This is a genomic window from Paenibacillus sp. A3M_27_13 (assembly GCF_024213315.1).
GTDB lineage: Bacteria > Bacillota > Bacilli > Paenibacillales > Paenibacillaceae > Paenibacillus > Paenibacillus polymyxa_B.
This window is the reverse complement of the sequence record NZ_JANAVE010000004.1, coordinates 1-23679: the sequence shown is the minus strand read 5'-3', so window position 1 is coordinate 23679 and position 23679 is coordinate 1. Positions and strand designations below refer to the sequence as shown.

25 protein-coding genes, 1 rRNA gene and 1 other annotated feature are annotated in these 23679 nt (G+C 46.0%); all 26 genes read left to right on the top strand.

Annotation, left to right across the window (positions count from 1 at the left end):
• Nucleotides 1–5 precede the first annotated feature (5 nt).
• The gene (locus tag NLX82_RS16370; protein ID WP_254348623.1) at nucleotides 6–1382 is read left to right on the top strand and encodes a bifunctional folylpolyglutamate synthase/dihydrofolate synthase; all 1377 of its coding nucleotides are present in this window, start codon (nucleotides 6–8) and stop codon (nucleotides 1380–1382) included.
• Nucleotides 1383–1388: 6 nt separating this feature from the next.
• Nucleotides 1389–2768: a UDP-N-acetylmuramate--L-alanine ligase gene (gene murC / locus NLX82_RS16365; protein WP_013311605.1), complete on the top strand. Its 1380-nt coding sequence runs from the start codon at nucleotides 1389–1391 to the stop codon at nucleotides 2766–2768.
• Nucleotides 2769–2935: 167 nt separating this feature from the next.
• A complete protein-coding gene (locus tag NLX82_RS16360; RefSeq protein WP_023989956.1) occupies nucleotides 2936–4156 on the top strand; it encodes an SPOR domain-containing protein in 1221 nt (406 codons plus the stop codon).
• A 121-nt stretch (nucleotides 4157–4277) separates the two neighbouring features.
• Complete coding sequence (locus NLX82_RS16355) at nucleotides 4278–4520, top strand: DUF4321 domain-containing protein (protein ID WP_023989955.1); 243 nt, start codon at nucleotides 4278–4280, stop codon at nucleotides 4518–4520.
• Between the two features lie 22 nt (nucleotides 4521–4542).
• A complete protein-coding gene (locus NLX82_RS16350; RefSeq protein WP_254348621.1) occupies nucleotides 4543–5151 on the top strand; it encodes a Maf family protein in 609 nt (202 codons plus the stop codon).
• 13 nt (nucleotides 5152–5164) lie between these two features.
• On the top strand, nucleotides 5165–5857 hold the full coding sequence (radC, locus tag NLX82_RS16345; protein WP_025722728.1) for a RadC family protein: 693 nt from the start codon (nucleotides 5165–5167) through the stop codon (nucleotides 5855–5857).
• Nucleotides 5858–5962: 105 nt separating this feature from the next.
• Nucleotides 5963–6997 (top strand): rod shape-determining protein, encoded by a 1035-nt coding sequence (locus NLX82_RS16340; RefSeq protein ID WP_013311600.1) that lies wholly within the window; start codon nucleotides 5963–5965, stop codon nucleotides 6995–6997.
• Between the two features lie 55 nt (nucleotides 6998–7052).
• Nucleotides 7053–7874 carry a rod shape-determining protein MreC gene (gene mreC / locus NLX82_RS16335; protein WP_023989952.1) on the top strand — a complete coding sequence of 274 codons (822 nt, stop codon included), beginning with the start codon at nucleotides 7053–7055 and terminating at the stop codon, nucleotides 7872–7874.
• On the top strand, nucleotides 7874–8404 hold the full coding sequence (gene mreD / locus NLX82_RS16330) for a rod shape-determining protein MreD (RefSeq protein ID WP_023989951.1): 531 nt from the start codon (nucleotides 7874–7876) through the stop codon (nucleotides 8402–8404). The genes mreC and mreD overlap by 1 nt, the downstream gene beginning before the upstream one ends.
• A gap of 82 nt (nucleotides 8405–8486) precedes the next feature.
• Nucleotides 8487–9149: a septum site-determining protein MinC gene (minC, locus tag NLX82_RS16325; protein ID WP_013311597.1), complete on the top strand. Its 663-nt coding sequence runs from the start codon at nucleotides 8487–8489 to the stop codon at nucleotides 9147–9149.
• A gap of 3 nt (nucleotides 9150–9152) precedes the next feature.
• Nucleotides 9153–9950, top strand: a complete 798-nt coding sequence (minD, locus tag NLX82_RS16320; protein WP_013311596.1) for a septum site-determining protein MinD — start codon at nucleotides 9153–9155, stop codon at nucleotides 9948–9950.
• A gap of 340 nt (nucleotides 9951–10290) precedes the next feature.
• Nucleotides 10291–11139, top strand: a complete 849-nt coding sequence (locus NLX82_RS16315; protein WP_254348619.1) for a peptidoglycan DD-metalloendopeptidase family protein — start codon at nucleotides 10291–10293, stop codon at nucleotides 11137–11139.
• On the top strand, nucleotides 11132–12010 hold the full coding sequence (locus NLX82_RS16310) for a M50 family metallopeptidase (protein WP_023989949.1): 879 nt from the start codon (nucleotides 11132–11134) through the stop codon (nucleotides 12008–12010). Before NLX82_RS16315 ends, NLX82_RS16310 begins: the two co-directional genes overlap by 8 nt.
• A gap of 48 nt (nucleotides 12011–12058) precedes the next feature.
• Nucleotides 12059–13243 (top strand): Rne/Rng family ribonuclease, encoded by a 1185-nt coding sequence (locus NLX82_RS16305; protein ID WP_254348617.1) that lies wholly within the window; start codon nucleotides 12059–12061, stop codon nucleotides 13241–13243.
• Nucleotides 13244–13341: 98 nt separating this feature from the next.
• Nucleotides 13342–13429: a sequence feature (ribosomal protein L21 leader region), on the top strand.
• 13 nt (nucleotides 13430–13442) lie between these two features.
• Entirely contained in the window at nucleotides 13443–13754 is a 312-nt protein-coding gene (rplU, locus tag NLX82_RS16300; protein WP_013311592.1) for a 50S ribosomal protein L21, read from the top strand.
• A 13-nt stretch (nucleotides 13755–13767) separates the two neighbouring features.
• Nucleotides 13768–14106, top strand: coding sequence for a ribosomal-processing cysteine protease Prp (locus NLX82_RS16295; RefSeq protein WP_013311591.1), 339 nt, complete (start codon nucleotides 13768–13770; stop codon nucleotides 14104–14106).
• A gap of 5 nt (nucleotides 14107–14111) precedes the next feature.
• Entirely contained in the window at nucleotides 14112–14429 is a 318-nt protein-coding gene (gene rpmA, locus NLX82_RS16290) for a 50S ribosomal protein L27 (RefSeq protein WP_013311590.1), read from the top strand.
• A 145-nt stretch (nucleotides 14430–14574) separates the two neighbouring features.
• Complete coding sequence (locus NLX82_RS16285) at nucleotides 14575–15312, top strand: Spo0B domain-containing protein (RefSeq protein ID WP_013311589.1); 738 nt, start codon at nucleotides 14575–14577, stop codon at nucleotides 15310–15312.
• 13 nt (nucleotides 15313–15325) lie between these two features.
• Nucleotides 15326–16636 (top strand): GTPase ObgE, encoded by a 1311-nt coding sequence (gene obgE / locus NLX82_RS16280; RefSeq protein WP_023989945.1) that lies wholly within the window; start codon nucleotides 15326–15328, stop codon nucleotides 16634–16636.
• A 157-nt stretch (nucleotides 16637–16793) separates the two neighbouring features.
• The gene (locus NLX82_RS16275) at nucleotides 16794–17231 is read left to right on the top strand and encodes an ACT domain-containing protein (protein WP_013311587.1); all 438 of its coding nucleotides are present in this window, start codon (nucleotides 16794–16796) and stop codon (nucleotides 17229–17231) included.
• 43 nt (nucleotides 17232–17274) lie between these two features.
• Nucleotides 17275–18561: a homoserine dehydrogenase gene (locus NLX82_RS16270; protein ID WP_023989944.1), complete on the top strand. Its 1287-nt coding sequence runs from the start codon at nucleotides 17275–17277 to the stop codon at nucleotides 18559–18561.
• Between the two features lie 27 nt (nucleotides 18562–18588).
• Nucleotides 18589–19557, top strand: coding sequence for a homoserine kinase (thrB, locus tag NLX82_RS16265; RefSeq protein ID WP_254348615.1), 969 nt, complete (start codon nucleotides 18589–18591; stop codon nucleotides 19555–19557).
• Nucleotides 19554–20453 carry a prephenate dehydratase gene (pheA, locus tag NLX82_RS16260; protein ID WP_254348613.1) on the top strand — a complete coding sequence of 300 codons (900 nt, stop codon included), beginning with the start codon at nucleotides 19554–19556 and terminating at the stop codon, nucleotides 20451–20453. The genes thrB and pheA overlap by 4 nt, the downstream gene beginning before the upstream one ends.
• A 17-nt stretch (nucleotides 20454–20470) precedes the next feature.
• Complete coding sequence (gene ilvE, locus NLX82_RS16255) at nucleotides 20471–21355, top strand: branched-chain-amino-acid transaminase (RefSeq protein ID WP_254348612.1); 885 nt, start codon at nucleotides 20471–20473, stop codon at nucleotides 21353–21355.
• 159 nt (nucleotides 21356–21514) lie between these two features.
• The gene (locus tag NLX82_RS16250; protein ID WP_254348610.1) at nucleotides 21515–23125 is read left to right on the top strand and encodes a LysM peptidoglycan-binding domain-containing protein; all 1611 of its coding nucleotides are present in this window, start codon (nucleotides 21515–21517) and stop codon (nucleotides 23123–23125) included.
• A gap of 490 nt (nucleotides 23126–23615) precedes the next feature.
• Nucleotides 23616–23679: ribosomal RNA gene (locus NLX82_RS16245) — 16S ribosomal RNA — on the top strand; the annotation flags it as partial.

Here is a 23679-nt window from a genome sequence, read left to right as displayed (position 1 = left end):
AGAGGATGTCAGATACGATCAGGGGCGGAGATACGGCTCCTTTACAAAGCTATGATGAAGCAGTGGAATGGATTAACGGCTTGATTCCGTTTGGCATCAGACCCGGATTGGAACGAATTGAACAGCTAATGAGTAAGTTGGGTGATCCGCAACGACATCTGAAGTTTGTGCATATTGCGGGAACCAACGGTAAAGGCTCGACTTGTGCCTTTCTGACCTCTGTGCTACTGAAATGTGGGTACGATGTCGGAACTTTTACATCTCCGTACATCACCCGATTTACGAACCGTTTTCAATTCAATGGGACCGATATTCCCGATGAAACGCTGGTTTTGCTTGCCAATCGCATGTATCCGTTGGTGAAAGAAATCGCAGATAGTGAATTGGGATCACCTACGATGTTTGAGGTATCGACAGCGTTGGCTATTTTATACTATGCTACGGTATCTTTCCCAGATGTTGTGGTATGGGAGACAGGTCTCGGGGGAAGGATGGATGTAACTAATATCGTGAGTCCAATCGTCTCGGTTATTACGAATGTCGGCTATGATCATACGGATATTTTGGGAGATACGCTCGAACAGATTGCAAGGGAAAAGGCTGGTATCATCAAACCGGGTGTACCTGTCGTCAGTTGTGTTTCCCAACCCGAGGCTATTCAGGTCATACGTGAAACGGCGGCAAAGCAAGGAGCTACCTTGTACCTGGCAGGAGAACAGTTTACGTATGAACGGCTAAATGGGGATGAAACAGCTCAGACCTTTTCATTCGCGGGGCCCTTCCGACATATGGAAATTGACATCACGTTGTTAGGCGAGCACCAATGTTCTAATGCGGCAGGAGCTATGATGGCACTTGAGGTCCTACGTCAGTATATGGCTTTTGTGTTGGATGATGCAGAATTGCTGGAGGGCTTTAGGCAAACTGCCTGGGCAGGGCGTCTCGAACAAGTCAGTACCTCGCCGAGGATTGTCCTTGATGGAGCTCATAATCCAGAAGGAGCACAGACGCTGGCCAAGAGTCTTCCTCAAGTGTATTCGTACAAAAAATTGGTTTTAATGATGGGGATGCTGTCAAACAAGCATCATGAAGCATACTTGCAGCATATACTGCCACTAGTGGATACGCTTATCCTGACCGAGCCCGATTTTCGCCGCAAAATGAATGCCGCTGAATTGGCTCATCTCGTGGAGAAGCTGCGGCCGTCTTATGCCAAAACGGATTTAAAAATAATTGTAGAAGGTGACTGGAAAAAGGCTCTTGGCCTGCTTCAGTCACATACGGAAGCGGAAGATCTGGGGGTGGTGTCCGGCACGCTGTACCTTATTGCGGATGTACGGGCTACCCTTATGTATCAAACCGATTCGGAAAAAGGTTGGTGAAATTTGTTGATTACTTCGGAACATGTTCATTTTATCGGTATCGGCGGATACGGGATGAGCGCGATTGCTCGGGTCATGCTGGAGATGGGTTATACCGTGACTGGCTCAGATGTGGCATCACAAGAGCTGACAGAAAAACTGGCGGCAAAAGGCGCAAAAATATATATTGGACACACGCCTGAGCATATTGCAGGCGCGGATATCGTCGTCTATTCAACAGCATTGTCACGTGACAATGTGGAGCGGGTGGCAGCGGAGGAATTGAATATTCCAACTCTGCACCGTTCGCAGATGCTGGCTCGCTTGCTTAACGAACGTAAGGGAATAGCTGTTGCGGGTGCGCACGGTAAAACGACAACCTCTTCCATGATCGCTCTGGTTATGGAGAGATGTAACGTTGATCCAACGTATATTATTGGCGGCGAAATCACGAATTTGGGAACGAATGCCAAAGCAGGTAAAAGCGAGTTTGTCGTTGCTGAGGCGGATGAGAGTGATGGTTCTTTCCTGCAATATCATCCTTGGCAAGGCATCGTAACCAATATTGAAGCGGATCATTTGGAAAATTACGATGGCGACTTTAATCGTCTGAAAAGTGCCTATGTACAGTTTTTGAGTCAAATTCGACCGGATGGGGCGGCTATTGTATGCGCAGATGATCAGAACATCCGGGAAATGCTGCCTCAACTCCAGACTCGGGTCATTACTTATGGAGTGGAGCATGAAGCGGATTATATGGCGACAGATATCCAATTAGGTGACCGTCGATTAAGCTTCACTATGAGCCGCAAGGGAACAGCACTCGGAACGATCGAACTATCAGTGCCGGGTAAACATAACATGTATAATGCGATGGCGACTGTGATTTCATGTTTGGAAGCAGGGATTCCATTCGATCAAATCGCTGCGACAATTGTGGAATTTCACGGCGCGAAGCGTCGTTTTCAAGTACTAGGTGAAAGCAATGACATACTGATTATTGATGACTATGCGCATCACCCAACAGAGATTGAGGCTACGATTAGCGCAGCGAGAGCGACTGGCAAACGTATTATTGCTGTATTCCAGCCGCAACGCTATAGCCGCACCTTTTTCCTGCTCGATGCGTTCAGCCGCGCGTTTAGCGAGGCTAGTGAAGTGATAATTACCGATATTTATTCACCAGCGGGAGAAAAACAGATTGAAGGCGTGCATTCTTCCAAGCTCGTGGATTTAATCGTCCAAAACAGCAATGCGAATGCAATCTATTTGCCGACCAAAGAAGCTGTGATCGAAGAGTTGAAAGATCGCTTACAGCCGGGTGATCTTGTGCTGACGATGGGAGCGGGAGATATCTGGAAAGCAGGTGACGCGTTAGCGCGCCATCTTCGCGGACAGCAAGTGTAATACGTATAAAAATGAGCTGTTACGCCAATGAATTACATTTATTCGAGGGTATTCCGAACACGACTGTGTTTCGGGATACCCTTTTTTTGTAATGCTGGGGCATATATTCTTAGCTTGACTCATACAACAGACTATGAGGAAGTATGGGACAAGGAGGGAGTGCATCCATGAACAAGACCAAGATGACATTCCGGTTCGACCAACAGTTGCCGGAGACAAGCCGGGAGGATAAGCTACAGGTGCTTCCGTACAAAAATGAGTCGATTACGAACGAACAGCGTGAAACTGATAACTCGCATAAAGGAACGGAACGGAACAGAGGAATGAAGAAAAATACTGTAGCTACGCAAGAATCAGAGATCAACGAGCCTGAGGATCTGAACAAACGCATTTCAAGTCGGCGTTTTGCTCCAACATTAAGAGTACAAGAGGGATGGGATGACCCCTTTGGTCGTTCGGCGGCTTCCTGGTCAGATGCGGAAGTTCTACCAGATAGCCTGGAAGAGGATGAGGAAGCTTATCATTCTGTCCAAGAGTACAGAAAGCGTCCGCCCCACCCTTCAAGATGGAAACTGGTTGGCTCTGTAGCCAGCGCGCTGGTGACCGGAGGCATGTTTGGATATATTATGTTGTTACTGTTTAACGGAGGAGGCATGGTCCCGGGATCAGATCCTTCAGTAGAGGAGGCAGTACCGGTCTTTAAAGAATCTGTTGGTGTGGATGCAATATCTGCAAAAGAGAATTCTGTCCCTGTCACTGTCATAGAGGCTCAGGTACCTCCACAAACCTACTATTTGCTGCAATATGGGGTTTTCAGCACTCCAGAACGGGCCTTACAAGCAAAAGAAGAACTGTTGAAGGCAGGCATTGCAGCAGGAGGGGATACCGAGGACCAAAACCGGGTATATGCAGGAATATCGCCGGATAGGGAGCAAGCCAAGTTGCTCAGCAATCAGTTGAAAACACAAGGAGTCGATTTGTATGTTCGTGAGCTTGAATTACCTGGATTCGAAAAAGCAGCTTACGGAGGCGAAGGTGATAAACTCACTAGCTTTTTTCAGTTAAGCAGTTCATTGGTGGGTAAGTTGAGCGGACTTTCCTCAACCTTGCTCGGAGAAGGAGGTCCGAATACGGTGCCAGCCTCCGACATGAAGGAGCTGAACGACCTGCATCAGCAGTGGACACAAAATATCACTGCACTTCCCACTGGGCTTTCGAAGGAAGCGGCTGTCTCCGCAACCTCACTTGAAAAGGCGATGAACAGTGCGATCTCTGCAATTGGGGAATATAACAAGAACACAGCCAAGGAACACATTTGGGAGATTCAATCCTCCATGATGGAATATGTTTTGCGTGAGAGGGAATTTATCCAATTCATAAAACAATAAGCTAACCATATTTTCCGGCAAGGAACTGGAAATAGTTCCCCATGCCGGATTTCTGTTTGTATTGCAGTACAAATCACCGTATAATAATGAAGGTGTCAAAAAATGGCGAGGGAAGATCAGGATGAAAAAAAATGTAGGAATGCTTATACTGTTTTTGTTGCTCGGTTGGCTCTTGGGTGCATGGATTGCCAAAGCCCTTCAATCGATCAAGTTCCTTTCCTTTCTGACCCACCCCACTAGGATATCTTGGTCGCCGAGAGCGGACCTGGATATTATCAGCTACAACATAACGATAAATTTTGAATTGAGCCTGCTTAGTCTGATCGGCATCATTGCCGCGTTCTGGCTGTACCGCAGGCTCTAACTGATGAAAAGGAGCTTCCCTTATGGACGGGAAAATTACGCCCCGCATTATTCTGGCATCGACTTCACCAAGAAGGAAGGAATTGCTCGCATTTTTGAGATTCCCCTTTGAGGTGGTGCCGAGTCATGCGGATGAGAGCACGCCTGAGAGCTGGACGCCTCAGCAAATCGTGGAGACCCTTGCGGCACGCAAAGCCGAAGCGGTCGTGAACACTGCCGCTCAGTCGAAGGAAGCCGGACTGGTGATTGGCAGTGATACCATTGTCGTGCTGGATGGTTCGGTATTGGGCAAGCCTGCCGACCATGCGGACGCGGTTCGCATGCTGACTGCATTGCAGGGAAGGACACACCGTGTGTACACCGGGGTAGCCTGCATACATACCAGAACCGGCGAAATGCTTGTCAGACATCGCCAAACGAAGGTTACAATGAAGCCTCTGAGTCAAGAGCAAATTGTGGCATACGTGAATACTGGTGAACCTTCTGACAAAGCAGGAGCGTATGGCATTCAAGGCATGGGTGCTACGCTGGTGGAATCTATTCAGGGTTGTTATTTTAACGTCGTAGGATTGCCGCTTTCCTTGCTGTCGGACATGCTGTCCGATTTTGGAGTGAATGTGTTGCGTCCATAAAGGGGATAAACATATGCTGGAGTCGCCAATACTGATGCTTCGCGACCTCCCCCATGAAGAACGACCAAGAGAGCGCATGATGACATATGGGGCGGATGCCTTAAGCAACGCGGAGTTGCTGGCAATATTGCTGCGTACAGGAACGCAAAATGAGTCTTCGGTGCATTTAGCGCAGCGTATTTTGCAGCAGGCAGGAAATTTGCGTCAACTGGTGGATATGAGCTTGAGCGAGTTGACCCAGATTAAGGGCATTGGGGATGCTAAAGCGATACAGCTAAAAGCGGGTATCGAACTGGGGCGTCGATTAGCATTGTCTCGCCATTTGGAGACCCCGGTGATTAGTTGCCCGCGGGATGTGGCTGATCTGCTGTTTGAGCAGCTTCGTTATTTGCAGAAAGAGCATTTTGTATGCTTGTTCCTTAACACTAAAAATCATGTCATTGCTCAGGAAACACTATCTATGGGTAGCCTGAATTCTGCCATCGTGCATCCTCGTGAAGTATTTCGGGCAGCAATCAAATGCAGCAGCGCTTCAATCATTTGCGCTCATAACCATCCGAGCGGTGATCCGAAGCCAAGCCCGGAGGATGTCCAGTTGACTCGCCGCCTGATGGAAGCGGGCAACATCGTAGGTATCGACGTGCTTGATCATATTGTGATCGGGGACGGGACCTTTGTAAGTTTGAAGGAACAAGGTCTGATATAATATAATATTTAAATCAAACATTTAAATACGACCGGATAATCCGGCCTGAATAAACCGTTTATACATGGATAACAGATTTCAGGGAAGAGAAAAGGAGATTACATCATGCTGGGTGGCTTTACAAAAGATTTGGGAATAGACTTGGGGACGGCAAACACGCTTGTATACGTAAGAGGTAAAGGAATTGTGGTTCGTGAACCATCTGTAGTCGCTTTGCGTACAGATACAAAAACCATTGAGGCTGTTGGTGAATCTGCGAAAAAAATGATCGGTCGCACACCGGGAAATATACGTGCGATTCGTCCGATGAAGGACGGTGTCATTGCTGATTTTGATACGACAGCAACGATGATCAAATATTTTATCCGTCAGGCGCAAGCACAACGCTCTTTGTTTCCGCGCCATCCGAACGTGATGGTTTGTGTGCCTTCAGGCATTACTGCGGTGGAGCAGCGTGCTGTTGAAGATGCGACGAAGCAAGCAGGCGCAAGAGAGGCATATACGATAGAGGAGCCGTTTGCAGCAGCAATTGGCGCTGATCTTCCTGTATGGGAGCCTACAGGCAGTATGGTTGTCGATATCGGTGGAGGTACAACCGAAGTGGCAGTCATTTCCCTGGGCGGGATTGTAACAAGCCGCTCCGTGCGTGTGGCTGGCGATGAAATGGACGAGTCCATCATCCAATACGTGAAGCGCCAATACAATCTGATGATTGGTGAACGGACTTCAGAGCAACTGAAAATGGAAGTTGGTTCAGCTATGCCATTAGAGCAAGTGGAAACCTCAGAAATCCGCGGACGTGATCTGGTAACAGGTTTGCCGAAGACGATCACGATTACTTCTGATGAAATTAGCGAAGCGTTATCGGATACAGTCAATGCAATCGTGGATGCGGTCAAAGTAACACTGGAAAAATGCCCTCCCGAGTTGGCAGCGGACATCATGGATAGAGGAATCGTACTTACTGGTGGTGGAGCACTTTTGCGTAATCTGGACAAGCTGTTGGCAGGTGAAACCGGAATGCCGGTGATCGTAGCGGAAAATCCTCTGGATTGTGTGGCAATCGGTACAGGCAGAGCGCTGGAAAATATTCATTTGTTCAAATCGCGCAGCAGTTCTGCCGTCCGTTCCAAACGTTGAATCGGGGGTGTAGGAACTGTTTAAGCTGTTTGGCAATAAAAGACTATTTGTTCTATTGATCGGAATCGTTCTGTTTATTGCCCTTATGGGGATTACACTTGGACAGAGAAATTCCTTAACCTGGCCCGAGAAGTTCGCCAGAGATTCAATTGGCTTTGTGCAAGGTATCTTTTACAGGCCCGCTTCAGCAATAGCGGGCTTCTTTGAAGATATCGGAAATATGCGCAGCATCTACGAAGAAAATGAACGGTTAAAAATTGCTGTAGCAAAGCTGACTCGTGACCAGATTCAGACCCATAATTATGTTGAAACAAATGCCAGACTGCAGAATGAACTGAAGTTCACCCAAACGCAAAAGGCGAAGAATAATTATGATTATCGTGTTGCTCAAGTGAACAGTGTCAGCAATGATTCCAAAACGCTTGTGATCGATATTGGTGAGAAGGACGGAGCGAAGGTTGGTCAGGAAGTCAGTTCGCTTGAAGGATTTGTAGGAGTCATTAGTCAAACGGGGAATTTTACGTCCACCGTTACACTGTTGACTACATTGGATCCTAAAAATCCGAATTCTTATGCCATTGCAGCGACAGTCTTGGGCAAGGAAAATCAATCGTTTGGTATGATTGAAAGCTATGATCCGGGTACGAACAGATTTCAAATGACTCGCATTGAGGAAAAAGATCCAATCGCAAAGGGTGATCAGATTATTACGTCTGGCGCAGGCGGGAAATTCCGCAAAAACCTAATGATTGGAACGGTAGAGAAGATTCAGGTTGGAGAGTTTGGCAAAACACGGACAGCGATTATTAAACCGGCAGCCAGCTTTGTGGATTGGAAAGAATTGCTCATCCTCTACACTCCTGAGGTACCGGAATAATGAAGATGCGCGGTCAGGTTCTAATACTGCTGCTGTTTGTACTGTTTATAGCTGAAGGGACGATTCTTCCATGGCTTCTTCCGGATAGTTGGCATTCAAGAATGGTTCCGAATTTTGTGTATGTCGTGATCTTGTTTGTGTCTGTGTATTACAGCCGTCATACAGCATTGGTGCTAGGTATTGTTTTTGGACTTATTCATGATGTAGTGTTCTACGGGTTTATCATTGGACCTTATTCTTTTGCAATGGGGTTGTCTGCATACTTATTGGGGCTTGTTTTTACAGCTCGACGTGCGCAGATGCCCATTATGATGGCAGCCGTGTTGATTGGTAGTTTCCTGCTGGATTCTATGCTATTTGCTATTGATCAGTTGTTCCAGCTGAATCATCAGACTTTCAATTGGGCACTTGCTCAGTATATGATTCCTGATTTATTTATCCATTTTCTGTTCGCCCTCATCATTTATGTCCCAGTTCGCAAGCAATTGCAGCGTTTGGGTACCCGTGTGAAAAAGGAAGAGGCTGTCTAGGTCTTTTTACACACATTTTGTCCGGGTTAGCAGGGATTTGACGTCCCGGGGACGAAATGATTGAGATAGGAGGGACAGGCTAATGGCGGTGAAATCGAATCATGTCACGATTAAAGGCATCAAAGATGGCCTGGTATTCCTGCTGGACGATCAATGCGAGTTTGAGGATTTGCTGGGTGAGCTGCGTTTTAAGCTGGAGCACAGTCATCAAAATATTTTAACAGGCCCGATCATTCATGTGGATATTAAGCTGGGAAGCCGAGAAGTGACAGAGGAACAGAAGGAAAGTATTCTGGAGATTTTGAAGCAGAAGGGGAATCTGCTCATCAGGTCTGTAGAATCACCTGGACTGCCTGTGGAAGTGCAGGGAAAGCCCCCTATTCACACGGTGACAGGGATTATCCGTTCTGGTCAAGTGCTTCATCACAATGGGAACCTACTCTTTTTGGGAGATGTAAACCCGGGTGGAATTATAACATGTACTGGTGATATTTATGTCCTCGGCGCTTTGCGAGGCATGGCGCATGCAGGGATGGAGGGAAATAGTGAAGCGATTATTGCGGCTTCCTATTTTGCACCGACACAGCTGCGAATTTCCGAAATGATCAGCCGTCCACCAGACGAATGGGAGACACGTGAATCCGGTATGGAATTTGCGTATCTCAAGGATGGCGCTATGCAAATAGATAAAATGAGCAATATTGTGCGTCTGGGCCGCGATTTTAACGTGTTCAAAGGGGTGTAGCACATGGGAGAGGCTATCGTCGTCACTTCAGGAAAAGGCGGCGTCGGCAAAACGACGACGTCAGCCAATATAGGAACAGCGCTTGCACTGCTCGGCAAAAAGGTATGTTTGGTGGATACGGATATCGGTTTGCGTAATCTAGACGTTGTGATGGGTCTGGAAAACCGGATTATTTACGACCTTGTTGATGTAGCGGAAGGTCGTTGCCGTTTAAATCAGGCACTGGTTAAGGACAAGCGTTTTGAGGAGCTGTATATGCTGCCAGCCGCTCAAACCAAGGACAAGAGTGCTGTTACGCCGGAGCAGGTTAAGGATATTATTTTGGAGCTTAAAAAGGATTTTGAATATATATTGATCGACTGCCCTGCGGGTATTGAACAAGGCTTTAAAAATGCCATTGCCGGAGCGGATCAGGCCATTGTTGTGACCACTCCGGAAAATGCAGCCGTACGCGATGCAGACCGGGTAATTGGTTTACTGGAAAGCTCACATGTGATATCACCCAAGTTGGTGGTTAACCGCATTCGCAATAGCATGGTTAAATCCGGAGATATGCTGGATATTGACGGGATTTTACAAGTGCTTAGCATAGACCTTATTGGGATTGTGCCGGATGATGAAATGGTAATTAAAGCAGCTAATACAGGGGAGCCTACCGTTATGAATCCAGATTCACAGGCTGCGATTGCTTACCGTAACATTGCGAGACGGATTTTGGGCGATACAGTGCCCCTCATGCAGCTGGACCAGAAGAAAAGCGTGATGACACGCTTTAAGAAGTTTTTTGGTATGGGTGGATGAGGAAAACCGGAAGTTATGACTGGTAAATTGCTTCTACACTTCCTACGTGATTTTCCATTGGTTCTAAGGTAGGAGCTGTAGTAGTATTCATTTGTAATACTAGACACTTAAATAAGTAGTAATCTTATTTAAGTGTTTTTGGTTTGTTTTTTAAATTTCCATAATACAGTTTCTCAAAATTTAGGGTCACTACATAAATATCATAAATACAAAACATAACCGGTGCGCTAGCGCCGGTTTTTTTTGATTTTTAGGTGCGTATTCCCGAACCAGACAACATAAGTTGAAGCCCGTCCTCATAAGATGTATCAAACATACCTCGCTAAGGGGGCTGAACAGGATGAATAAAAATTCCGGAATCAAGCAGCGCAGAGAAGAACGTATACAGCAGCTAATCGCGGGAAGCAAAGCGGAGACGTATCATCCCTCTGGCATATATCAGAACAGGCACGGGGATAAAGATATGAAGTCGATGCCTATAGTCAGTGCCAACTCGCCCAGAGACCCAGAAACTGAGTGGAAAAATGAGCGGCAACGCTGGCAGCAATCTTTTGGGACGAATCGTGGTCCGTCTTTTTGGACTTCCTTTTGGCGAAGATCAGTCATAGCAACGGTGTTATTTGGAATGGTATGGGGAATGTTTCGTTGGGATATTCCCTATGCAGTGAATTTGAGAATGTTTATTGCGGATGCCTTGAATAAGGATATGGATTTTGCAGCCGTCGGACAATGGTATGAAACTTATTTTGACGGAGCTCCTTCCTTTTTGCCGATTTTTGGCGAGGAGCATGAAACGCACAAGGTTGACGCAAGTCGAAAGGGATCTCCACCGATCGAAGGCAACATAACACAGCCTTTTGTACTGAGCCTTAAAGGAGTAGAAATTACGCCGAATGTTACCGACAACGGGGCAATCGCTGTTAAAAGTATAGATGCAGGACGAGTATTAGACATATTAAATCATCCCAAAAGCGGGATTTCGGTTACAGTTCGACACACTGGCGGTATCACAGCAACTTACGGAAGGCTTTCCCGCTCTACCTTAAAAGTGAACGACTGGGTTCAGGAGGGGGATGAGATCGGTGTACTGCCAGCAAGTCACAGTGGCAGCGAGGCGGCAACTTTGTTTTTGGCAGTTCAGAGAGGGGATCAATACATTGACCCGTCGGAAGTGGTAGCCCTTGATTAATGTCCGAGGGGTGACCTTATCATTACATCCACTGTTTGTATTGGTTATGCTGACCTCTATATTAACTGGACATTTTATCGAGATCATAACTTTATTTACATTGGTGTTTATTCATGAGCTAGGTCATGCGACAGCTGCTTCGTTGTTGGGCGCGCGGGTGCTTTCCATACAGATGTTACCCTTTGGAGGAGTGGCGGTCATTGAGGATCAGGGGAAGCTCAATGCGTGGAAGGAGATTGTCATTGCGCTAGCGGGGCCCCTGCAAAACGGAATCATGATCATCATCCTTTTGTGGTTCAGAAATGTGAGTGGGCTGGAGTATGATTATGTAAATTATATAATTCAGGGGAATGCAGTTATTGCACTGTTTAATTTGCTGCCCATTTTACCACTTGATGGTGGAAAAATATTACAGTCATTGATTAGCTTATCTTGTTCTTATCACCGCACATTAGTGTGGACTTTTAGAGCCAGTATCGTAACGAGTCTGCTATTTTGTATGTATGGTATTTCACCGTTGTTAAGGCAAAATGGACCTATGCATTTAAATCTGCTGGCGGTAGGGATTTTTTTGCTTTATTCTAATATTGTGGATTATCGGAATATCCCTTACCGTTTTATACGGTTTTTGCTGGGGAGGGACGAGCTTTTTTACCGCGAAGTAGCTAAGGGGAGTATTGCCTTACCTATTGTATCCCTGCCAGTGAAACATTTGGAGCCTATTTTGCGTCTTTTCAGAAGAGATCGGTATCATATGGTTTATGTAATGAATGAACAGGGACGGATTGTAGCCGTACTGCCGGAGCAACGTCTTATTCGCTCTTATTTTGCGACACGCCCGCCAGATGGTGGAGAACCCAAGCCCAAATAATGTTTTATGAGTTAAGGAAGAGGCTGTATCCAGAGAGGTTGAAAAACCATGAAGCAAATGATTGTACAATGCCAGCAGCAGATGACCCAAATGGCGCTGTTGGAAGAGGGACGATTGGTTGAATATGCGGCTGAACTACCGCGAAAACGGGGAATTCTAGGTTCTTTTTTCAAAGCGAGGGTGGTCAATGTGCTACCAGGTATGCAAGCCGCCTTTGTTGACATTGGACAGCGAAAGAATGCCTTTTTGTATGTAGATGACGTACTTCATGCTCATTTGGACAAGCAGCCGGAGGTAAAGCCATCCATTTCAGAAGTGTTAAAGGTGGGGCAGGAAATTGTAGTGCAGGTATTAAAAGAGGCTGTTGGTAGCAAGGGAGCCAGGGTCACCACTCATTTTTCACTTCCGGGTCGCTGGATCGTATATATGCCCCGTGCTGATTATGTGGCCGTATCCAAGAAGATCGAACGTGAGGGCGAACGTACCCGTTTGAAAGCAATGGGAGAGCAGCTACGCACAAGTGAGGAAGGACTCATAATCCGTACCGTTTCGGAAGACATGAGTATAGAGGCGATTGAAAATGATTTAAATCAACTGCGTAAGCAGTGGGCGGCTATTCAGCGTAAAGCTGGTGAACACTCGGCTCCGTGCGAATTACATCGGGATTTAAGTATCGTTCAGCGATTGATTAGGGATGTGTTTACACCTGAACAGGATGAACTGGTTATTGACAGTGAAGAGCAAGCAAAGGACGCAGAAATAATGCTGCAACAGATTGGTCCTGCGAAAGCTCATGTAAGTATATTTCGTGGTGCAGAAGAAACAATTTTTAAAGCTTATGGCATTCATGAGCAGCTGGAACGCGATTTTGCGCGAAAGGTATGGTTGAAGGGCGGCGGTTATATTGTCATTGATCATACGGAGGCATTAACCGTCATTGATGTGAATACGGGGAAGTTTACGGGAGGCAGTAATCTGGAAGAGACGGTGACCCAGACTAACATTGAAGCAGCCGAAGAGATTGCCCGCCTGGTACGTGTGCGTGATATTGGTGGTATCATCATCATTGATTTTATTGACATGGAACAAGAGGAGAACCGTCGGGAAGTATCCTCTGTGTTGGAAGCAAGATTGAAGAAGGATCGGACCAAATCTTATGTTGTCGGTTGGACGCGGTTAGGTTTGCTGGAAATGACCCGCAAAAAAGTGCGTGAGGAAAAGACGCTCGTGTAGAGTGGTGCGAAACCAAAAATCATTTTAAAACTAAAGGTTGAATGTGTACAAAGCTTGTGCTACAATCATTTAGTATGTGTGATGCGTAAGATTGGCTGCACATGCTGTAACCGCTCCAATCAGGTACTGAAGTGCAGTATCCTAAGGGAATCTGTCACCTGCTATTAGGCGAGTCTGAGACATAAGGAGGTGCAAGCAAATGTACGCAATTATCGAAACAGGTGGTAAGCAATACAAAGTTCAAGAGGGCGACGTATTGTTCATCGAGAAGTTGGAAGCTAATGATGGTGAAACTGTAACGTTTGATCGTGTTCTGGCAGTGTCCGGCGACAATGGCTTGACAGCAGGTACACCGCTTCTTTCTGGAGCTTCTGTAACAGCTAAAGTTGAGAAGCATGGTCAAGGTCAAAAGGTCATCGTATACAAATACAAACCTAAAAAGAACTACCATGTGAAGCAAGGTCATCGTCAACCGTACACGAAAGTGACGATTGAAAAAATCCAAGCGTAAGAGGGTGCGATAAGTGATTATCGTGCGTATTACACGACTGGAGGATGGCAGCATACAGGGGTTTTCCGTTAAAGGGCATGCGAATTTCGCTAAATCTGGCGAGGATATCGTATGTGCTGGCGTTTCAGCGGTAACGGTAGGAACTGTCAATTCGATTGGAGCTCTTACGGACGTTGAGATGGAAACGGAAATGGAAAACGGCTTTTTAAGCGCGTATCTTTCTCCTGAAAGTTATCATGATGCGAACGCACAGGTTCAACTGTTGCTGGAGTCCATGGTGATTATGCTGACAAGTATTGCTGAATCATACGGTAAGTATATTCAAATAGAAAATAATCAAAGAAGGAGGTAGACATCATGTTGAAATTGACATTGGATCTTCAATTATTCGCATCGAAAAAAGGTGTAGGTTCCACAAAAAACGGACGTGACAGTAGATCGAAACGTCTTGGAGTGAAACGTGCTGACGGTCAAGCAGTTACCGGCGGTAGCATCCTGGTTCGTCAACGCGGAACGAAAATTCACCCGGGCACGAACGTGGGCATCGGTAAGGACGACACTCTGTTCGCGAAAGTGGACGGCGTTGTGAAGTTCGAACGTTGGGGCCGTGATCGCAAAAAGGTGAGCATCTACCCGATCGACGTTGCTCCAGTAGCAGCTACTGTAGAAGCTTAATAGCGGCTTAGACACGCTTAAAAGCCTCCGGCACTTTTGTCGGAGGCTTTTTTGCATGATGGTAATGAACTGGAAAGTTAGTCTGTGCTATACTGGATTAAGGTTCTTTAATAATCCATTTAATTTCGCAGAACGGAGAGAAGCCATGTTCCAGCGGATAAGAGCGCCTTATCTGGCGTTGGGTTCCATTCTGATTCCTTTGGTTTTTTCACTGCTCTATCCTGAAGTATTAACGATTATCTTATTAGCAGTATGGTCTGTAGTTGCTGCATGCTTTGGTATGTGGTATACGCAAAGACAGGTCGAGTATGAGCGGAAAGCTGCTTTGCGTTCTTTTGAGCGTACAGCGATTTCAATGCTTAACCATCATCGGCATGACTGGATGAATGACTTGCAGGTGCTTTATGGATATATTCGTATGAATAAGCATGATAAATCTGTTGCTTATGTGGAAACAATAAAAGGGCGCGTGGCGGAAGACAGTAAAATATCTAAGTTGGGTATTCCCTCACTGGTGTTTTATTTGCAGTCTTTTCGCGTGAACGCCGGTAATTTACAGTTGTCGGTACAGGTTGAGGAGCAGTTAAAGTTAGACGCTGTCATGTCTCCCGAAGACGGCGAGTCGCTTGCCTCGGCCGTCATAGAAACGGTGCGTGCGTATCAATATGGCGGGGGCCGGTCGTCCTGGGGAGAAGTGCGCAGATTGACACTTTTTTTCGGTATGGATCAGAATGATGTTATCGTCCGTTTTGAAGGAAGTGACATACCTGCGGATTTGAATATCCTGAAGCGGGTCAGATCCGTACTCGGAAGTGAACGCATTCGAACAGAGAAGCTCCCTACGGGCGAAATGCTTCAAATTCGGATGCAGTGCCAGACATAAGGAAGGTGTAACCATGTTTGTAGATAAAGCGAAGATTTTTGTTAAAGGCGGTGACGGTGGGGACGGATTAATTGCGTTTCGCCGTGAGAAATACGTTCCTGAAGGTGGCCCAGGTGGTGGTGACGGAGGGAATGGTGGAGACGTAATTTTCCGTGTAGATGAGGGTTTGCGTACCTTGATGGATTTTCGGTACCAACGTCATTTTAAAGCCCAGCGTGGAGTGAAAGGTCGTAACAAAAGCCAACACGGAGCCAATGCGGAGCACATGATCGTACGTATACCACCGGGAACGGTCATCATAGATGATGATACTGGTGAAGTAGTAGCAGATATGACACGTCATGGTCAACAAGTCGTCGTAGCTAAAGGAGGACGCGGAGGACGCGGGAACATCCGTTTTGCTACACCGAATAATCCAGCGCCTGAGTTGGCTGAGAACGGCGCAGAGGGACAAGAACGTTATATCACGCTTGAGTTAAAAGTAATGGCTGACGTAGGTTTGGTCGGGTTCCCTAGTGTAGGGAAGTCTACCTTGTTGTCGGTTGTATCTTCCGCAAAACCGAAAATTGGGGCATACCACTTTACAACGATTACTCCGAATTTGGGCGTTGTGGATGTGGGGGATCATCGTAACTTTGTGATGGCGGATTTGCCTGGTTTGATTGAAGGAGCTCATGAAGGTATTGGGCTGGGACATGAATTTCTGCGGCACATTGAGCGGACGCGTATTATTATCCATGTCGTGGATATGGCGGGCTCCGAAGGACGTGATCCGTTTGAAGATTGGACTAAAATTAACGACGAATTGAAGCAATATAATGCAACATTGGCTGAGCGTCCACAAATTGTGGCGGCCAATAAAATGGATATGCCGGAGGCGGAAGAAAACCTGACTCACTTCAAAGAGCAGATTGCTTCTATACGTCCTGATCTTGAAATCATGCCTATTTCCTCACTGACACGTCAAGGTGTGAAGGAACTGCTCTACCGGGCTGCTGATTTGCTGGATCAAATACCGGACGAGCCGGTTGTTGAGGAAGTAGCAGAAGTCAATGAACGTAAGGTATTTAAGCTGGATACAGCAGAAGACGATGGCTTTACAATTGTGCGTGAAAACGACACATTCGTGGTGCAGAGCCCTAAAATTGAGCGCATGATGAAGCGCATGCAGTTGAACTCGCATGATGCCATTTTGAAATTAGCAAGAACGTTACGCCATATGGGTGTGGATGCTGAGTTACGCAAGCGCGGCGCCAAAGATGGTACATCTGTACGCATTGCTGATTTCGAGTTCGAATTTGTTGAAGGCAGCAGCTACTACTAAATTTTAAATAAAGGTCTAAAACCTGAACGGTTACTGTACTATAGGAAACTCTATAGAAGGCAGTAGCCGTTTTTTGCATTGTTTGCTTGCCGATTTTCAAGAGTTTCGATATAATGTCCTCTATACAAAAACATAAGTCTTTGAGGAGAGGACGTTCTTGAAAGAGCGCTATTACTTGGTACGGGAAGATATTTTGCCTGAAGCTATTGTTAAGACCATACAGGTGAAACTGCTGCTGGCTTCAGGAGATGTTAAAACCGTGCATGATGCCGTGGAGCAAGTTGGGCTAAGCCGGAGCGCCTTTTATAAATATAAGGATGGCATACATTTGGTTAATCAGCTGGAGCGTGAGCGAATTGTCAATATCTCTATTGATTTAGAGCATCAATCCGGAATGTTGTCCAGGGTGCTTGGCAGAGTGGCTGATTTCGGAGGCAATGTGCTGACGATCCAGCAAAGTATTCCACTGCAAGGCAGAGCCAACGTAGTCATCTCCGTAGAAATGTCCAGACTCAGTGAAGAGTTGGGTGTTCTACTTGAGGGCTTGGAAGATATCTCTGGAGTTAAACGTGTTCGCCTGATTGGGCAAGGTTAAGGCGATTCAGTTCATTAGGCATAAGTTCGCGGGAGGGGAATGGATGAAACCGGTCAAAGTAGGATTGTTAGGTTTGGGGACGGTTGGAACGGGAGTCGTTCGAATCGTAGAAGGCAATCAGGAAGACTTGAGCAGACAAGTCGGTTCACCGATCATCATTGAAAAAATAGCTGTAAAAAACATAGAAAAATATCGTTCCATTGAAGTGGAGACAGCCAAGCTTACTGAGGACCCATGGGAAGTTATTCGGGACCCTGAAATTGATGTAATTATTGAAGTCATGGGCGGCGTTGATCAGACGAAGGAGTACATTCTTGAAGCGCTGGAGCGGGGTAAACACATCGTAACAGCAAATAAGGACTTAATGGCTTTGCACGGTTCTGAAGTATTAGCAAAGGCGCAGGAAAAGCAGTGTGATATTTTTTATGAAGCTAGTGTAGCAGGTGGTATCCCGATCATTCGTACATTAATTGAAGGCTTCTCCTCCGACCGCATTACCCGCATTATGGGGATTGTGAACGGTACGACAAACTTTATTTTAACAAAAATGAGTCAGGAAGGGGCCTCGTACGAGGAAGTTCTCAAGGAAGCGCAGGAGCTTGGGTATGCTGAATCGGATCCGACCTCAGACGTGGAAGGACTGGATGCAGCTCGTAAAATGGCAATTCTCGGCACGCTTGGTTTCCGCTCTAATGTAGAGCTCAAGGATGTAAGTGTCAGCGGCATTTCAAAGGTAACCAGTGAAGATATTGCTTTTGCTAAAAAACTAGGATATGAAATGAAATTGCTCGGGATTGCAGAGCGCCAAGGTGATGAATTTACGATTAACGTTCAGCCGACTATGGTACGCAAGCAGCATCCATTGGCTTCGGTGAACGGGGTATTCAATGCGGTGTATGTGCATGGTGAAGCAGTGGGTGAAACCATGTTTTATGGTGCGGGTGCAGGTGAAATGCCGACGGCAACATCGGTTGTAGCCGATTTAGTAGCTGTAGTGAAAAATCTCAAACTTGGTGTCAATGGGCTTAAAGCCATCGTTCCTTACAATCCCAAAAAAATTAGTAACGATGAAGATGTGTATTTCAAAAACTTCGTGCTTCTGCATGTGGATGATAAAGCAGGGGTGTTGGCACGGATTACGCAAGTATTTGCTGAATTTGATGTCAGTCTGGCATCTGTTGTGCAGCAACCGAATGAGGTTAACCCCGATGCTGAAATTATTATCGTGACTCATTTAGCCAGTAAAGCGAGTATGAAAAAGGTTTTGGAGCATTTTGAAACTTTGGACGTCATCCGTCGCATCAAGAGCGTATATCGAGTAGAGGGATAGTCAATAAAAGCAGGAGGAATTGTCTGTATGACCGTTTTAAAAACAGCAAGAGTGCGTGTGCCTGCGAGTACGGCCAACTTGGGTCCCGGCTTTGATACATTGGGCATGGCATTGTCCTTATATGCATGGATTGAAATGAAGGAGGCCGAACAGACGGCTTTTCATTTATACGGAAATGAAATGAATGGTGTTCCCCAAGATAAAACTAATCTGATTTTCAAGGTAGCACAAATGGTTTTTCGGGAAGCAGGTGTATCTGTACCTGAGCTCGATATTTCGATGTACTCGGATATTCCACTTACTCGTGGTTTGGGCAGCAGTGCTTCTGCCATTGTGGGCGCCTTGGTCGCTGCTAATACGTTGATTGGCTCGCCTCTGCCGGATTCCAAGCTGTTTGATATGGCAAGCGCCATTGAAAAACATCCGGATAATGTTGGAGCTTCCCTGTTTGGTGGTATTATTACAGCGATGTGGGATGGCGAGCATGCTAGGCATTTACGACTTGAACCGGATGCTAATCTGGAGGTTATGGTAGTTATTCCAGATTTTCAGCTGTCCACGTCGAAAGCCAGAGAGGTTCTACCCGCGCATGTATCATTGAAGGATGCCGTATATAATATAAGTCATGCTTCCATGCTGGTAGCAGCATTGGCGTCGGGAAGAACCGATTTAATTGCCGAAGCGATGCGTGATCAGCTTCATCAGCCTTACCGTGCGGCGCTTGTGCCGGGTATGACAGAGATCCTGCAGGATGCGCACCATTATGGTGCCTTGGGTGTGGCTCTCAGTGGGGCTGGACCGACGCTGCTGGCATTGATGGATCAACGGGAGAATCGGAAAGCGGAGCTGGAGCAGTATTTAACGGATACCATGAACAAAGAGGGGATCACTGCTTCTGTTTTAAAATTGCGCCCTGAGAGTGCAGGAGTTAAAGTATATACAGAAGGGAATACACTCCCTTTTATGGATATGATTAAAGGGGAACTTACGATATGAAACGAATTGCACTTCTTCCTGAGGGGACCGTTTCTCATGAAGCGATTAAGTATTTGTTAGGAGATATGCCCCATGAATTACTGTTTTACAAGCATATTGCGGACGTATTTCAGGCAGTAGACAAGGGACAGGCAGACTATAGTGTAATTCCCATTGAAAATACGATTGATGGCTCTGTAAGTTTGCATATGGATTGGCTTGTACATGAAGTAGACATTCAAATGCAGGCGGAATGGGTATATCCTTCAATTCAAAATCTTATTGGACATCGTAGTGAATTTACGAAGGATTTGGACAAGCTGGATTTGAGCAAAGTGGTCAAAATTATGTCTCATCCTGTAGCGCTTCCCCAGTGTAAAGAATTCATACAGGCTTCCGCTCCTCAGGCCGAGCTGGAGGGTGCAGGAAGTACGGCAGAAGCCGTCGAAATTGTTAAACATAACCCCGGTAAAGGCTGGACCGCTCTCGGAACCAAGCTCGCGGCTGCCAAACACGGATTGGATATTTTGGCCAGCAAAGTAACGGATCACGATAACAACTTTACCCGCTTTGTCTTGATCGGCCATCAACCTATAAGTCTCCCGGGTACACCTGAAGGTCAGCGAACCAGTATTTTGGTCACGCCACCGCAGGATTTCCCGGGAGCGCTGCATCAGGTTTTATCCGCATTTGCATGGCGCAGGTTAAATCTGTCCCGTATTGAATCGCGTCCGACCAAAAAGCAATTGGGGAATTATTATTTTTACATTGAAGTTTTGGAATCTCTGCATTCCGTTCTGCTTCCGGCAGCCTTTGCAGAGATTGAGGCTTTGGGATGCCATGTACGTATTCTTGGCTCTTATCCAAGTTACAAGTATGTTGAAGCAGCGATCGAACCTATTTTAAAGGAACATTAATCGGAGGTGTGGTTTTAATGGCAGAACAATGGATCTATCTGGATGGGCAGCATGTGACTAAGGAAAACGCAAAGGTTTCCGTATATGATCATGGATTCTTGTACGGAGACGGTATATTTGAGGGCATTCGTATCTATAACGGGAATATTTTTAAATGTAAGGAGCACTTGGAGCGTCTGTATGATTCTGCGAAATCCATTCAGTTAAACATTCCGTTGTCTCCTGATGAGATGTTGGAAGCAATGGCTGAAACGATTCGTCTTAACGAAATGCGTAACGGATATATCCGTCTGATTGTATCCCGAGGTGCAGGAAATCTAGGTTTAGATCCTCTTCGTTGTGCGAAGGCGAGTGTCATCATTATCGTGGAACAGCTCGCCATTTACCCGGAAGAAGCTTACTTGACTGGCCTGAAGACAATTTCTGTCTCTCAGCGTCGCAACATCCCAGATGCTTTGAATCCGAAGATTAAATCATTGAACTATCTCAACAATATCCTCGTGAAGATCCAGTCTAACTATGCTGGTGTAGGTGAGGCTATTATGCTCAATTCCCAAGGGTATGTGACAGAAGGCTCTGCGGACAACATTTTCATTGTCAAAAACGGAGTGTTATATACACCTCCTTGCTATTTGGGAGCGCTTGAAGGGATTACTCGTAATGCTATTATCGATTTGTGTACTAAGCTTGAATACCCCCTTAAGGAACAACCTTTTACACTGCATGATGTATATGTTGCGGACGAGGTGTTTTTTACAGGAACTGCGGCAGAAGTTATTGCAGCTTATGAAGTGGATGGTCGTACGATCGGCTCCGGTGTTGCTGGCCCAGTGACTTTGGAGCTCTTGGCTGAGTTCCGGAAGATCGTGGATCAGGATGGCTACAAAGTGTGGCAGGACTAAAATAAAACCGAATCCTTTTAGCTGAATGCTCGTGAGAGTATTCGGTTGAGAGGATTTTTTTGTTTGTATGGGGTCATTCGCCCGGGAGGTGCATAGGATGTAATAACAGAAGCCGGGCGTTTATCCCGCCCGAACGAAAGTCTAGGAGGTTTGTGACCTGTGAAAATACACATCGTCAAAAAAGGTGACACTCTGTACTTGCTGGCACAGAAGTATAATGTGACGCTGGAGAAAGTTATTGCCGCCAATCCCCAATTGGCAGACCCTAATCAGTTGAGCATCGGCGAGAAAATTAAAATTCCAACAGACCCTGTTACGATGGAAACACAGCCGTCAACGGTATATCAACACAAGGTTAAGCAAGGAGATTCATTGTGGAAGTTGTCCAAGGCGTGGAATGTACCGCTTAAGCTAATTATTGATGCCAATTCCCAGCTTAAAAACCCGAACGCACTTCTGGTTGGAGAAACAGTTAATATTCCACACTACAAAGAAGAGGCGTCTGATTTTACTGAGAATAAAAAAAATACCGCAGTCAAAGAAGAGATGACACAGCCTAAACCTGAATCCCCAACCAAGCAAGAACTTACCCAGCCCAAGGCGGAGTTGACGCAGCCTAAGCAGGAGAATATGCCTAGCCCTAAAGAAGAGATGACACAGCCAAAAGAAACAGTGAATCCTCCTAAGCTTCCTGAATTAAAACTGCCTGAAGTTCCTATGGCACCCGTAAATCCTGCTCCACCTCAAATGCAGCCCATAGTTACTCCACCTGCTCCACCTCAAATGCAGCCCATAGTTACCCAACCGATTGCATCTAAGCCACAGCTTCCTACAACTGTTGTGAAGCAACCTGTAGCTGAAAAATTTTGCGGCTGCACAAAATCGGAGCCGATGGTAAATTCCGAGTGGTCGATACAACAGCCGACATTTGATTATAGCCCACAAATAAATGCAATGCCGAACTCGTGGTATCCGGGGATTGGGTCTCCACAAACTTCGGGGAATGCGCCTATAAATACCTCCTTAGCAGAATATGCTTCTCCTACTGTAGTTTCTGATCAGGGCTATCATCATGACTGTGAGCATCCATGGTGCTGGGGGCCTGTGCAGACATCACCCATAAATGCCCATCCAACACCTTATCCTGCCTACTCAGATTGCTGCGCCCCCGGATATTATCCGAGTCATGAGGCGTCTGAAAATGCATCCTACCCTGTCTATCCTCCATTTATCCATCAAGGGCATCCACAGCAGTATCCAGAGAGTACAGTCCAGGGCAGTCAATGGAGCCAGGCATGGGGAGGACCTCAATATGGTTTGCCTACGGGTGGAAACGTGTCCAACTATAGCCAGCTACAAGGACAACAATCTGCGAATTCCCCTTATCATCCGTTTGCGCATGGGAATGCACCTATGTATCCATTAGAGGGATATACAACCCCCTATATGTTTATGCCAGACTGTGGATGCCGGGAAGAGAATGTCCAGTCGGCACCAGCAATTCCAGGAACGCAGGAGATGGGTAACAATCTGACTATTGCATCCCAAAATGAAGTTATTTCTTCTTCTAAACCAAAGGATCGTAGCGTGCGTAAAGGTAAATCAAAAGACGGTTCTGGCAGTACATCCAAAGAAGAGACGTCCAAAGCCAAGGTTTCCAGTAAAAATGCTAGCAATAAGAAGCAAAAATCCCATAATTCAAGTGGAGGAGAACCCCGTTCCTCATCCTATAATGCTCGTTCGCGTAAAAATCCATGGATTAAGGACTGACGTGGCTAAATGTAAAAAGAGAGGGACCTCCTAGTAGTGCCCCGGCTTTATTATTCATTAAGAGAAAGAAATGAATGTTAAAGAGACTGTTATTCTGCTTGTGGGAATAATGGTCTCTTTATTTAAATGCAGTGATTTAAAGATGAAAAAAGAATTCAAAAAAAGGTGTTGCTATTTAGCATATTTATGTGGTATATTCTTATAGCTGTCTTTTACAAGATAGTTAGCAACACAAAAACAAAGCAGAATTGATTAAAAAATTCTCTTGAAAAAAAGTGTTGCAAAGACGTAGAAAACATGATATATTATTTAAGTCGCCGCTGAGATGCGGTGGTGAAACAAAGCGAGACATTATGCAGGTTTGATCTTTGAAAACTGAACAACGAGTGAGTAAAATGATTTTGTTCGCGAAATCAAACAAGAGATATTTTATCTCGTCAGTTTCAAAATGAGCTTATCGCTCTTTCTATAAACCAGCTTCGGTTGGTCTTTAATGGAGAGTTTGATCCTGGCTCAGGACGAACGCTGGCGGCGTGCCTAATACATGCAAGTCG

What these genes read in the sequence shown, in the direction of transcription:
- minC (WP_013311597.1), top strand. Translation starts at nt 8,487, where the DNA reads ATGGCGGTGAAATCGAATCATGTCACGATTAAAGGCATCAAAGATGGC.
- NLX82_RS16270 (WP_023989944.1), top strand. Translation starts at nt 17,275, where the DNA reads ATGAAACCGGTCAAAGTAGGATTGTTAGGTTTGGGGACGGTTGGAACG.
- radC (WP_025722728.1), top strand. Translation starts at nt 5,165, where the DNA reads ATGCTGGAGTCGCCAATACTGATGCTTCGCGACCTCCCCCATGAAGAA.
- NLX82_RS16285 (WP_013311589.1), top strand. Translation starts at nt 14,575, where the DNA reads ATGTTCCAGCGGATAAGAGCGCCTTATCTGGCGTTGGGTTCCATTCTG.
- NLX82_RS16360 (WP_023989956.1), top strand. Translation starts at nt 2,936, where the DNA reads ATGAACAAGACCAAGATGACATTCCGGTTCGACCAACAGTTGCCGGAG.
- NLX82_RS16355 (WP_023989955.1), top strand. Translation starts at nt 4,278, where the DNA reads ATGAAAAAAAATGTAGGAATGCTTATACTGTTTTTGTTGCTCGGTTGG.
- NLX82_RS16350 (WP_254348621.1), top strand. Translation starts at nt 4,543, where the DNA reads ATGGACGGGAAAATTACGCCCCGCATTATTCTGGCATCGACTTCACCA.
- NLX82_RS16370 (WP_254348623.1), top strand. Translation starts at nt 6, where the DNA reads ATGTCAGATACGATCAGGGGCGGAGATACGGCTCCTTTACAAAGCTAT.
- ilvE (WP_254348612.1), top strand. Translation starts at nt 20,471, where the DNA reads ATGGCAGAACAATGGATCTATCTGGATGGGCAGCATGTGACTAAGGAA.
- thrB (WP_254348615.1), top strand. Translation starts at nt 18,589, where the DNA reads ATGACCGTTTTAAAAACAGCAAGAGTGCGTGTGCCTGCGAGTACGGCC.
- obgE (WP_023989945.1), top strand. Translation starts at nt 15,326, where the DNA reads ATGTTTGTAGATAAAGCGAAGATTTTTGTTAAAGGCGGTGACGGTGGG.
- rpmA (WP_013311590.1), top strand. Translation starts at nt 14,112, where the DNA reads ATGTTGAAATTGACATTGGATCTTCAATTATTCGCATCGAAAAAAGGT.
- pheA (WP_254348613.1), top strand. Translation starts at nt 19,554, where the DNA reads ATGAAACGAATTGCACTTCTTCCTGAGGGGACCGTTTCTCATGAAGCG.
- NLX82_RS16315 (WP_254348619.1), top strand. Translation starts at nt 10,291, where the DNA reads ATGAATAAAAATTCCGGAATCAAGCAGCGCAGAGAAGAACGTATACAG.
- NLX82_RS16340 (WP_013311600.1), top strand. Translation starts at nt 5,963, where the DNA reads ATGCTGGGTGGCTTTACAAAAGATTTGGGAATAGACTTGGGGACGGCA.
- minD (WP_013311596.1), top strand. Translation starts at nt 9,153, where the DNA reads ATGGGAGAGGCTATCGTCGTCACTTCAGGAAAAGGCGGCGTCGGCAAA.
- rplU (WP_013311592.1), top strand. Translation starts at nt 13,443, where the DNA reads ATGTACGCAATTATCGAAACAGGTGGTAAGCAATACAAAGTTCAAGAG.
- mreD (WP_023989951.1), top strand. Translation starts at nt 7,874, where the DNA reads ATGAAGATGCGCGGTCAGGTTCTAATACTGCTGCTGTTTGTACTGTTT.
- NLX82_RS16305 (WP_254348617.1), top strand. Translation starts at nt 12,059, where the DNA reads ATGAAGCAAATGATTGTACAATGCCAGCAGCAGATGACCCAAATGGCG.